This window comes from Spectribacter acetivorans (genome assembly GCF_031846305.1).
Lineage (GTDB): Bacteria > Pseudomonadota > Gammaproteobacteria > Nevskiales > Salinisphaeraceae > Spectribacter > Spectribacter acetivorans.
The window spans coordinates 1-12,430 of record NZ_JAVRHY010000016.1 but is presented as its reverse complement, the minus strand read 5'-3'; the positions used below and the strand labels follow the sequence as shown (position 1 = coordinate 12,430).

Below are 12,430 nucleotides of genomic sequence, written 5' to 3'. Positions count from 1 at the left end.
CCGGTTGATGGCGACCCCGCGGACGCACTACCGTCGCGAGACTGATATCGCGTCCGGATAGCCCCATGAGCCAGACCATCGCCATTACCGGCGCCAACCGCGGCATCGGCCTCGAGATGGCGCGCCTCTGGCGCGAACGCGGCGAGCGCGTCATCGCCGTGTGCCGTGAACCCTCGGAAGCCCTGCAGGCGCTGAACGTCGACATCATCGACGGCATCGACGTCGGCCGCGATGCCGACATGCCGCGGCTGAGCGAGGCCCTGGCCGATACCCGAATCGACGTGCTCTACAACAACGCCGGCGTCATGCACAGCGAAACGCTGGACGACATGGATTTCGGCCGCATTCGCGAGCAATTCGAGGTCAACGCCCTGGGCCCGCTACGCGTCACCATGGCCCTGATCGACCGCCTCCCGTCCGGCGGCAAAATCGGCCTGATGACCTCGCGCATGGGCTCCATGGAAGACAACGACTCCGGCCGCAAGTACGGCTACCGCATCAGCAAGGCCGGTCTCAACGCCGCCGGCAAATCCCTGGCCGTGGACCTCGCCGACCGCGGCATCGCGGTCGCCATCCTCCACCCCGGCTGGGTGCGTACCAACATGACCGGGCACAGCGGCCACCTGGAACCCGCCGAATCCGCCGCGCTGCTGATTCAGCGAATGGATGAGCTGGATATGCCCAGCAGCGGCACCTTCTGGCATGCCGAGGGGCAGATTCTGCCCTGGTAAAAGCGCAGCGCGCCCCTGTCCCGTACAACAACGGGCGTAACCTGCATCGGATTACCAGGCAATGAAGCCGGTTTCTGATTCAATCCGTTTCACGTCCAGCCTTGCAGGTTCGCATCAACTGCCTTATGCGTCTCCAGTTGCCGGCTGGCGCCGAGAATGAACCTGGTAGTAGGCTCGAATACTAAGCCGCCAAAATACGGAAAGCACGATAATACGCGTGTGCCAGGGCAAGTCTCGCCATGCATTTGTCATTGCACAATCATCCAAATCCCAGCACCGCACCAGATTCGGTGTCATCGAGAAAGCACAAATATGCAGTATCGCGGAGTCCCATCGAATCACTGGTATGCGCGTGGAAACAAAAGGACTTGGCGCTGATGGCGCGGAGTAACAGTAACGTGCAATCCCTGGAATCCTGGATATGGAGCGCCGCCTGCTCGATTCGCGGCGCTAAGGATGCCCCCAAGTACAAGGATTTCATCCTCCCGCTGATCTTCACCAAGCGCCTCTGCGACGTGTTCGACGATGAACTGAACCGCATCGCCGCCGAAGTCGGTTCGCGCAAGAAGGCCTTCCAGCTCGTCAAGGCCGATAAAAAGCTCGTGCGTTTCTACCTGCCGCTGGTGCCGGATGATCCGGAGGAACCCGTCTGGTCGATAATTCGCAAGCTCGCCGACAGGATCGGCGAGAGTGTCACGAGCTATTTGCGCGCCATCGCCAAGGAAAACCCGCGCCTGCAGGGCATCATCGATCGGGTCGACTTCAATGCCACCACCCATGGCCAGCGCGATATCGATGATGACCGCCTGTCCAATCTCATCGAAGCCATCAGCACCAAGCGCCTGGGCCTGAAGGATGTCGAGGCGGACATCATCGGCAAGAGTTACGAATACCTCATCCGCAAGTTCGCCGAGGGCGGCGGCCAGAGCGCGGGCGAGTTCTACACGCCGCCCGAAGTCGGCACCATCATGTCCCGCGTGCTCCAGCCGGAGCCCGGCATGACGGTCTACGACCCCTGCTGCGGTTCCGGCGGCCTGCTGGTGAAGTGCGAAATCGCAATGGAAGACGAGGCCAAGGGCAAGAAACGCACCATCGCCCCGCTCCAGCTCTACGGCCAGGAATACACCGCCGACACCTGGGCCATGGCCAACATGAACATGATCATTCATGATATGGAAGGCGAGATCGAGATCGGCGACACCTTCAAGAACCCCAAATTCCGAAGCAAGGCGGGCAAGCTGCGCACATTCGACCGCGTGGTCGCCAACCCCATGTGGAATCAGGACTGGTTTACCGAGGCCGACTACGACAACGACGAACTCGACCGCTTCCCCGCCGGCGCCGGCTTCCCCGGCAAATCCTCCGCCGACTGGGGCTGGGTGCAGCACATGCATGCCAGTCTCGATGCCAAAGGCCGCGCTGCCGTCGTCCTCGACACCGGCGCCGCCTCCCGCGGCTCGGGCAATGCCGGCACCAACAAGGAAAAGGCCGTCCGCCAGTGGTTTGTCGACAATGACCTTGTCGAGAGCGCCCTCTACCTGCCCGAGAACCTCTTCTACAACACCAGTGCGCCGGGCATTGTGCTATTCCTCAACCGCGCCAAGGCCAGGGCCCGGAAAGGCAAGGTCTTCCTCGTCAACGCCAGCCAGGTGTTCGAGAAAGGCGACCCCAAGAACTTCATTCCTGACGCGGGGATTCAGCGAATAGCCGAAACCCTCATCGGCTGGACCGAAGAGGAAAAACTCAGCCGCATCGTCGATCATGCCGAGCTGAAGAAGAACGACTACAACATCTCCCCCAGCCGCTACATTCACACCAGCGACGCCGAGACCTACCGGCCGCTCGGCGAGATTGTCGCGGACCTCAGGGCCGCCGAAGCCGAGGCGCGCGAGGCGGACAGCGCCTTGAACGAGATTCTGGAGAAAATCGGGGTATGAGCAATCTTATCCTCTACACCTCGGACGACGGCCGTACCCGGCTCGACTTGCGGGTTGAGGGGGAGACGGTCTGGCTCAGCCAGCTGGAAATCGCCGAACTATTCCAGACCACCAAGCAGAACATCAGCCTGCACGCCAACAACATCTTCGAAGACGGCGAGTTGAGCCCCGAGACAACTGTCAAGGAATCCTTGACAGTTCAAACCGAGGGCAATCGCGAGGTCAAACGGGACATCAGGCTCTACAACCTCGACCTCATTCTGGCCATTGGCTACCGGGTACGCTCGCCACGCGGCGTGCAATTCCGCCAGTGGGCCAGCACCCATCTCAAGGAATACCTGGTCAAGGGCTTCGTCATGGACGACGAACGCCTCAAGAGCCCCGGCGGCTGGGACTATTTCGACGAGCTCCTCGCCCGCATCCGCGAGATCCGGGCCTCCGAAAAACGCTTTTACCAGAAAGTCCGCGACCTGTTTGCTCTAAGCAGCGACTACCAGGCCCGCGAGCAGGAAACTCAGCGCTTCTTCGCCGAGGTGCAGAACAAGCTGCTTTTCGCCGTTGCCGGGCGAACCGCCGCCGAACTTGTTATCGACCGCGCCAACCCCGACGAGCCCAACATGGCACTCACCACCTGGAGTGGCTCCCGCGTACGTAAGCACGACGTCATTGTCGCCAAGAACTACCTCAGCGCGGACGAAGTGGACACGCTCAACCGGCTGGTCGTCATCTTCCTGGAGCAGGCTGAACTTCGCGCCAAGCAGAGGCAGGACCTCACCCTCGACTACTGGCGGGAGAATATCGACCGCATGCTCGAGTTCAACGAGCAGGCTGTCCTAGAAGGTGCCGGATCAGTCAGTCGCGACCAGATGAAGCAGATCGCGCAGGAGCGGTATGAAGACTTTGATGCGAAACGGCGAGAGGCAGAGGCGATTGAGGCCGATGCCGAGGACCTGAAGGCGATTGAGGACTTGGAGACGGATTTAAAGCGGAAGGGAGAGGGGGATGATTGACGCAAATCTTCTAATCGATCCCGTACCGACCGGTTGGGAGATTTGCACGCTCGCTGAAGTCTGCGACCGCGTCAAAGACTCCTACACCCCCATTGAAGGCGGCGATACTCCGTATATTGGTCTCGAGCACCTGGCGCAAGGTTTCCCCGCATTTGTGGGACGTGGAAGCGAAAGTGATATTAAGTCGTCGAAAACCGCCTTCCAAATTGGCGATATCCTCTTTGGGAAGCTTCGCCCATATCTCCGAAAGGGAGCCCAAGCTGGTTGCGATGGAATCAGCTCCACCGACATCCTGGTATTTCGGGCAAAAGATCGATGCGAGTCCGCGTTCCTGAAGTATCTCGTCCACGCTGATGAGTTCATCAGCCACGCGAAATCGACTACGTCTGGCGTTCAACACCCCCGCACTTCGTGGCCTTCACTACGTGATTTCAAGCTATCACTCCCCCCACTCCCCGAGCAAAAGAAGATCGCGCACATCCTTTCGACGGTGCAGCGGGCGATCGAAGCGCAGGAGCGGATCATTCAGATCACCACCGAGCTGAAAAAGGCCCTCATGCACAAGCTATTCACCGAAGGCCTCCGCAACGAACCCCAGAAACAAACTGGAATAGGCCCTGCTCCCGAGGGTTGGGAGGTGGTGAAGCTGGGAGCTCTATTCGAAAAGCAGCCCCAGAACGGAATCTATAAGCACAGGCGCGAATACGGCTCAGGCACTCAGATTTTACGAATCGACGACTTCAGCAACGACGGTAATGTCGTCACTGGCGCCGGGAACCGTGTCGCCCTGGCTCGTAGCGAGGTCAAAACCTATGGGTTGGAAGCCGGCGACATCGTCATCAACCGAGTGAACAGTCTTTCCCACTTGGGCAAAACCGCCCTGATCGGAGCTATCGGCGACGAGATAGTCTTTGAGTCCAACATGATGCGGTTCTCAGTCAACGAATCACAGGTACTCAAGGAATACGTCTTCAAGTTTCTGAACTCGCCGCTGACCAAGAAGCAGATCATCGGAACTGCCAAGCGAGCGGTTGCCCAGTCGAGCATCAACCAAAGCGACGTTAAATCCATAATCGTTCCCATGCCATCGCTTGAAGAACAGGGAGAGATCGTCGCAGCACTTGACGCTATCGGAGCGAAGATTACGCACTCGACTGACAAGGCGGTTGTTCTCCGCGACCTCTTTCGGACTCTCCTTCACGAACTGATGACCGCGAAGACGCGAGTTCGTAAATTTGAGATTCAAGTCTCTCAGGCCGAGTTGAAAAGATGCTAGAAAGCCTCAATCTGATTCGGAACGTCGGTCGATTCGATTCTTTTACGAACGGATCCAACCATCCCTTTGCTCAGCTCACATTAATCTACGCTGAAAACGGGCAGGGAAAGACTACACTTTCCGCAATTCTAAGATCGCTTGCGACCGGAGACTCCACCCCAATCAGTGAACGACGGAGACTCGCGGCTCAACATCCGCCGCATGTGATTGTTTCGTGCATCGGCGGCCCGCCGGATGCGATGTTTCAGGACGGCGCCTGGAACAGAGTGCTAGAAGACGTGGTGATTTTCGATGACGTGTTTGTCGATGAGAACGTTTACTCCGGACTCGTCGTCGGGAGCGACCACCGTCAAAACCTTCATGAACTGATCCTGGGGGCTCAGGGAGTTGCGCTAAACCAGCAACTCCAGACCCACATAGCTCGAATTGAGCAGCATAATAGTGAGCTCAGACGGCATAGCAGCGAGATTCCAGCTGACGAGCGGGGAAGGCTATCTGTCGATCAATTCTGTGATTTACCGCCGAATCCGAATATCGATCAAGAGATTCAGACTGCGGAACAAAACCTAGCCGCGAGTCGTCAGCAAGATCGGATTCGAAACGCTCCAGAACTTCAATTATTGGACCTTCCCGAGATCGACCTTCCGGCAATCGAGGCTATCCTAGAATTGGGGTTACCTGATATTGATACGGCCGCTGCAGAAAGGGTTCAGGCGCATCTGCAGAGTATCGGTGAGGGCGCCGAACGCTGGGTTGGCGAGGGGGTAATACGCCAGAATTCGGTTGCCGAAGCAGGAGGAAACAAGTGTGTATTCTGCGCCCAAGATATTTCACAATCAGCAGTAATTGACCACTATCGAGCTTTCTTTAGTGCGGCCTATCGGTCGCACCAAGAAGCCATTCGTAGCGCAGAATCCAGCTTTAACCGGACTCATTCCGAAGGCGCTGCTCTTCCCTTTGAACGTTCGATCCGCACATTGGCCGAACGTCGACAGTTCTGGTCTGAATTCGGTGAGATTCCAGAACTGGCTATTGACTCCGCCGCCATTACTAGCGACTGGAATGCGGCGCGCGCACAGATCGCTCAACTTTTCCAACAGAAGAGAGCAGCTCCGCTTGACGCTATCACCCTGCCCGATGAAGTTCATGCATCGATTGAAACCTATAACACCAGGCGGAATGAAGTCGCTGCTTTGAACCAGCAAATCGCATCAGTAAATCAAATGATTGCGACAGTAAAGCAGCAGGCAGCGACAGCAAGCGCGACTGCTTTGACCGCCACTCTTACCCGGCTAAAAGCAACTAAGGCACGATACACGCCTACGACGGATGCTCGTTGCCAAGCCTATCTGGAGGAGAGGCAGGCAAAGGGCGCCACTGAGCAGCAACGGGATCAGGCTCGCCAAGCACTCGATCAATATCGCACTCAAGTATTCCCAGAATACGAGGCTGCAATTAATAGGTACCTCGAGCGATTTAACGCCGGCTACAGACTGGAAAGGGTGCAACCGGTGAATACCCGTGGTGGACCTACTTGCTCTTACAGCGTCGTCGTAAACAACACTGCTGTGACGGTTACCGGCGGAAATGCGCAGGCTGGGGAACCTTCGTTCAGAAACATCCTGAGCGCAGGAGATCGAAACACGCTAGCTATAGCGTTCTTCCTTGCATCAATTGAGTTGGATCCGAACCAAGCCGGCCGCGTGGTTGTTATTGATGACCCTGTGTCAAGCTTGGATGAACACAGATCGCTGACTACCATTCAGGAAGTGCGTCGGTTACTGAGCCACGTCGGCCAGATTGTCATTCTTTCCCACAGCAAGCCGTTCCTTTGTCGTTTATGGGAAAGCGTAACCCCTGCAAGCAAGACCGCACTTCAAGTAGCGAGGCAGGCAAATGCTTCCACCATCACCCAATGGGACGTCAACGCCGACTCGGAAACCGATAATGACCGCAGGCATCAAGCCTTAAGGTACTTCCTGAGACATGGCGGTCAAAACGAAAAGGAGATAGCGGCAGCGATTCGCCCATGCTTGGAGGCGTTCCTTCGCGTTGCCTATCCCGAACACTATCCACCTGGCACGCTTTTGGGGCCTTTCCGCGAAAAGTGTAGTCAACGGGTTGGAACCCACGAAGAGATTCTGCGCCAGGCCGATATCGATGAACTGAGAGACCTCGTAGACTACGCAAATGTGTTTCACCACGACACCAACCCGGCTTGGGAAACGGAAGTTGTGAATAGCGCCCAACTGGAGGGCTTTGTTCGGCGAACTCTTGAATTTGCGAAACGGTCTTAGCAAAAGAAGACCTAAGAATGCCCACGTCTGGTGAACACAAAACAGTCCAAGCCCGAATCCTCGAATACGCCGAGGCCATTGATTGGACATTTGTGCCCCGCGAGGAGGCCGAGCAGCGGCGCGGCTTTGATCCCGACGTTCCCGCCGCCGACCGAGCCAGAAACCGCTCGCTCTTCTTCGACGACCTGCTCGACGCCAAGGTGCGGGAATTCAACCCGCGCTACGCGGAGGCCGCGGGCGCGTTGCTCGGGCAGTTCCGCCATATCCGTACCGATATCTACGGCAACCGGGATTTCGTGGAGCAGCTACGCAACCGGGGCACGTTCTTCGACCACGAGGAAAACCGCGAGCGTGACCTGATCCTGATTGATTACGACGAGCCGTCGAACAACGTCTATGAAGTGACCGAGGAGTGGGCCTTCCACAACGGTCACTACGGCACGCGGGAGGATGTGGTCTTTCTCATCAACGGCATCCCGGTGCTGGTGATCGAGTGCAAGAACGCCAGCAAGGACGAGGCGATTGCCCTGGGCGTGGATCAGATTCGCCGTTACCACCGCGAGACGCCCGAACTGTTCGTCTCACAGCAGCTGTTCACTGCGACCGACGCCATCGGCTTTTCCTACGGGGTGAGCTGGAACCTGGTGCGGCGGAATATCTTCAACTGGAAGCACGAGGCGGTTGGCCAGCTGGAGGCGAAGGTAAATGGTTTCTGCGCCATCCCGCAGGTGCTCGCCTTTCTGAAAGACTACATCGTCTTTGCCGAGAAGGACGAGGAACTGCACAAGTACGTCCTGCGCCAGCACCAGACCGGCGCGGTGGAGGCGACCGTCGACCGCGCCCTCGATGCCGAACGTACCCGCGGCCTGGTCTGGCATACGCAGGGCAGCGGCAAGACCTTCACCATGATCAAGACGGCCGAGCGGCTTTTCCGCGCGCATGAGGCGGACAAGCCCACCGTGCTGCTGATGATCGACCGCAACGAGCTGGAAGACCAGATGCTCAAGAACCTGGCCGCGCTCGGCCTGGGCACTCTGGAACACGCCAGCAGCATCGCCCGGCTCAATCGACTTTTGCGCGACGACTACCGCGGCATCATCGTGACGATGATCCACAAGTTCCGGGACATGCCGGCGGATATCAATACCCGCTCGAACGTCTATGTGCTGATCGACGAAGCCCACCGGACCACCGGCGGGGACCTGGGCAACTTCCTGATGGCCGGGTTGCCGAACGCGACCTTCCTCGGCTTCACCGGTACCCCGGTGGACAAGACCGTCTACGGCAGAGGCACGTTCAAGACCTTCGGCTGCGAAGACGACCGGGGTTATCTGCACAAGTATTCCATCGCCGAAAGCATCGAGGACGGCACCACGCTGCCGCTGTACTACCAGCTTGCACCGAACGAGATGCTGGTGCCGCACGAAACGCTGGACGCCGAGTTCCTCTCGCTGGCCGAAGCCGAGGGCGTGGCCGACATCGAGGAATTGAACAAGATTCTCGAGCGGGCGGTGAACCTGAAGAATTTCCTCAAGGGCAGAGAACGCATCCAGCAGGTGGCGCAGTTTGTCGCCGAGCATTACCGCCAGAATGTCGAGCCGCTCGGTTACAAGGCTTTTCTCGTCGGCGTGGACCGCGAGGCCTGCGCGCGATACAAGCATGCGCTCGACGAGTTTCTGCCGCCCGAGTATTCCGAGGTGGTGTACACCAGCAGCAACAACGACTCCGCCGCGCTGAAGGCATTGCATCTCGACCCGAAGAAGGAACGGCAGATTCGCAAGAGCTTCGGCAAGCTCGATCAGTACCCGAAGATTCTGATCGTCACCGAGAAACTGCTTACCGGCTTCGACGCGCCCGTGCTCTATGCCATGTACCTGGACAAGCCGATGCGCGACCACACGCTGCTGCAGGCCATCGCCCGGGTAAACCGTCCATTCGAGAAGGAGGGTGAGAACGGAACGCAGGAGATGGTAAAGCCCCATGGCTTCGTGCTCGATTTCGTGGGCATCTTCGACAAGCTGGAGAAGGCGCTCGCCTTCGACAGCGACGAGATCAACGCCATCGTCAAGGATCTCAAGCTCCTGAAGGTGCTGTTCCAGAACAAGATGGAGACCAGGGCACCGGAATACCTGGGCCTGATCGAGCGCAACTTCGACGACCGGGACGTGGACACGCTCATCGAGCATTTCCGCGATCCCGAGCGCCGCAAGGAGTTCTTCAAGGAGTACAAGGAAATCGAGATGCTCTACGAGATCATCTCGCCGGATGCGTTCCTGCGCCCGTTCATTGATGACTACGGCACGCTGTCGTCGATTTTTCAGGTGGTCCGTAAGGCCTACACCCGGCGGGTGCAGGTGGACCGCGATTTCCAGCGCAAGACCAACAACCTCGTCCAGGAACAGGTGGGGAGCTACGGGGTTTCAGGCGTGGGCGATCTGGTCGAAATCAACGCCGATACGATCGAGCTGATCAAGAACAAGGAAGGCGGTGACGGGACCAAGGTGATCAACCTAGTAAAAAGCATCGAGAAGTTCGCGGACGAAAATAGCGACGATCCCTACCTGATCGCCATGGCCGAGCGTGCGCGCCTCGTGCAGGAAAGCTTCGAAGGCCGCCAGGTGAGCACCGCCGAGGCACTGGACGCGCTGCTCAAGGAAATGGAATCGAACGAGGCGCGCAAGAAGGAACAGGCGGAAAAATCGTTCGACGGACTGACGTATTTCGTTTATCGCAGCCTGCTCGATACGGAGATTCAGAACGCGGAAACGGTAAGCCAGCGGATTCGACAGGCTTTTGCGGATCATCCCGGTTGGAAGAGCAGCGACAAGGCGCTGCGTGAACTACGCAGGCAGGTCACCTTCGCCATTTTTGCCGAGACCAATGATCTGGACCGTGTCACTGCGGTCGTGGATGAGTTGTTCTCGTTATTGGCACGGGCGGACAGAATCTAGACAGTGAGCGCTACGGACAGCAAGAGTGAGTTCAAGCGGCGCGTCCGGCATTGGGCAGAAAAGCTGGACGTGAACATCGTCTGGCTGGGGGTGCGACCCATGCGCAACAAATGGGCATCCTGTTCCACGGCGGGTCATCTGAACTTCAATGCCGAATTGCTCGATGTGGATGTCGAAATATGGGACTACGTCATCGTGCACGAGTTGCTGCACTTCTTCGTCCCCAACCACGGCAAGCTCTGGAAAAGCCTGATGCGTGCGCACCTGGGTGAATACGAAGCATCTGAACGGGATTTGAAGCGGATAGCACATGACAATGCGCTCCAGCGAACGCGCTAACGCGCGCCTCTGAACTCAACGTAAAAGGGAGCGGAGACTGCCTTACCTAACAGGCGCTTCGAGGAGTACATCAGACTCATGAGCAACACCCACACAGAGAAATCCCCCGAACAGGCGGCCTTGTGGCTCGATGAAGCCGAACGGCGGGATGAAGAACTGGCGTCCGGGAAGGTCAAGGGCATTCCGGGCGAGGAAGTGTTCGCGCGTATCGAGTCCCGATACAGCAAGCAGCTAATGCTATCGCGCTAGGTCCGCGCCGCTCTCCGACAAATCTGCGAATTCCCTCAGTCAGCGCCGGTCACTCGGGGCAGCATTCGGTCAATCATGGTTCAGCCTGATAGCCGGTGGGACCACACGATTCACTTCCGCGTCATCTCTACACACATCCGGATATTGGCCGTCGCACACTAGGCCCGTCAGCCGTTTTACTGGTTCGGCCGTCTATAACACGTACGTCCGGAGAGCCCGCTTTCGAGCCCGTGGCACAACGCGGCCCTGAGAACCACCTGTGCTCTGCCCCGGCAAGCGCTTCATCGCGCGTCATGGGGACAACCCGAGCGCCACCGTTGTAGAGTCGTCGACAAGGGCCCGCCAACAAACGGCCCGATAAACCAACAATAACCGGGGGAGACAGTGGCATGCGCAAGGCACTCAAGCTCAATGACATCAGCTTTCTGATCGGGGAGAAGGCCAAGGCGCCCACGCACGTGGCCGCGATGGCCACGTTTCACTACCCGCCCGATCCCGGCGAGGACTACCTGCAGAATCTGGTGCGGCGCTGGCGGGAGTGCACGCGATTCGCCCCGCCCTTCAACTACCGTTACCGGCCGTGGCCGTTTCCCAGCTGGGATGTGCTGGATGACGACGAGGTGGACCTGGACTACCACTTCCGCCACTCGGCGTTGCCGCGCCCCGGGGGCGAACGGGAACTGGGCGTGCTGGTGTCGCGGCTGCATTCGCACGCGCTGGACCGCAACCGGCCGTTGTGGGAATGCCATGTGATCGAGGGGCTGGAGGACGGCCGCTTCGCGCTCTACATCAAGGTGCATCATTCGCAGATCGACGGCGTGGGCGGCATCCGCGTGTTGCAGTCGATGCTGGCGGAAACCCCGGATGCCCCGCCGGTGGAACCGATCTGGGCGGTGGGCATGGGCCGGACGCGGCGTGCCCCGGACGAGCCCCGGCCGCCGAAGATGCGCCCGAAGCTGTGGCCGGCACTGACGGCCTATACGCGGCTGCGCGGCGCGATGCTGCGTCGCCGCTTCCGGCCCCGGCATGACCCGGACAACGCGCTGCCGTTTGCCACCCCGCGCACCAGCCTGAACGGGCGCATTGGCGCGCCACGCCGGTTCGCCACGCAGCAGTACGATCAGGACCGGATTCGCGCCATCGCGGTGGCCTCCGATACCACCACCAACGACGTGTTCCTGGCGATCTGTGCCGGGGCGCTTCGGCGTTACCTGACCGAAACCGGCGCGATGCCGACCACCAGCATGACCGCGGCGGTGCCGGTATCCGTGCGGCCGGCCGATGAAACCGAGGTGGGCAATGCCATCACCTTCGTGATGGCGAAAATGCGCACCGACATCGCCGACCCGGCGGAGCGGCTGGCGGCCATCCACCGCTCCACTACCACCGCCAAGGGTCATCTCAACCGCCTGCCCAAGGCGGCCATGGACCCGTACACAGCCATGCTCATGGGGCCGTACCTGATCCGCATCGTGCTGGGGCTGGGCGCGGCGACCCGCCCGATGTTCAACCTGGCAGTATCCAACGTGCCGGGGCCGAAGCAGACGCTGTATCTCGACGGCGCGACGCTGGACGCGGTTTACCCGGTGTCGCTGCTGTTCAACGGGCAGGCGCTGAACATCACGCTGGTCAGCTACGAC

At 59.0% G+C, this 12,430-nt stretch carries 9 protein-coding genes; all 9 read left to right on the top strand.

Features of this window, described 5'->3' with window-relative positions; all coding sequences use genetic code 11:
* The first annotated feature begins 65 nt into the window (after window positions 1-65).
* Window positions 66-731 (top strand): SDR family oxidoreductase, encoded by a 666-nt coding sequence (locus RM531_RS13715; RefSeq protein WP_311660019.1) that lies wholly within the window; start codon window positions 66-68, stop codon window positions 729-731.
* A 377-nt stretch (window positions 732-1,108) separates the two neighbouring features.
* Window positions 1,109-2,668, top strand: a complete 1,560-nt coding sequence (locus RM531_RS13710; protein ID WP_349255448.1) for a type I restriction-modification system subunit M — start codon at window positions 1,109-1,111, stop codon at window positions 2,666-2,668.
* The gene (locus RM531_RS13705; protein ID WP_311660016.1) at window positions 2,665-3,678 is read left to right on the top strand and encodes a virulence RhuM family protein; all 1,014 of its coding nucleotides are present in this window, start codon (window positions 2,665-2,667) and stop codon (window positions 3,676-3,678) included. Before RM531_RS13710 ends, RM531_RS13705 begins: the two co-directional genes overlap by 4 nt.
* Window positions 3,671-4,954 carry a restriction endonuclease subunit S gene (locus tag RM531_RS13700; protein ID WP_311660014.1) on the top strand — a complete coding sequence of 428 codons (1,284 nt, stop codon included), beginning with the start codon at window positions 3,671-3,673 and terminating at the stop codon, window positions 4,952-4,954. Before RM531_RS13705 ends, RM531_RS13700 begins: the two co-directional genes overlap by 8 nt.
* On the top strand, window positions 4,948-7,251 hold the full coding sequence (locus RM531_RS13695; protein ID WP_311660013.1) for an AAA family ATPase: 2,304 nt from the start codon (window positions 4,948-4,950) through the stop codon (window positions 7,249-7,251). The genes RM531_RS13700 and RM531_RS13695 overlap by 7 nt, the downstream gene beginning before the upstream one ends.
* Window positions 7,252-7,268: 17 nt before the next feature.
* Window positions 7,269-10,202, top strand: a complete 2,934-nt coding sequence (locus RM531_RS13690) for a type I restriction endonuclease subunit R (protein ID WP_311660012.1) — start codon at window positions 7,269-7,271, stop codon at window positions 10,200-10,202.
* A gap of 3 nt (window positions 10,203-10,205) precedes the next feature.
* On the top strand, window positions 10,206-10,541 hold the full coding sequence (locus tag RM531_RS13685) for a M48 metallopeptidase family protein (protein ID WP_311660011.1): 336 nt from the start codon (window positions 10,206-10,208) through the stop codon (window positions 10,539-10,541).
* A gap of 78 nt (window positions 10,542-10,619) precedes the next feature.
* Complete coding sequence (locus RM531_RS13680; RefSeq protein ID WP_311660010.1) at window positions 10,620-10,790, top strand: addiction module protein; 171 nt, start codon at window positions 10,620-10,622, stop codon at window positions 10,788-10,790.
* A gap of 389 nt (window positions 10,791-11,179) precedes the next feature.
* The coding region (locus RM531_RS13675; RefSeq protein WP_311660008.1) for a wax ester/triacylglycerol synthase family O-acyltransferase at window positions 11,180-12,430 on the top strand (1,251 nt) is incomplete at its 3' end.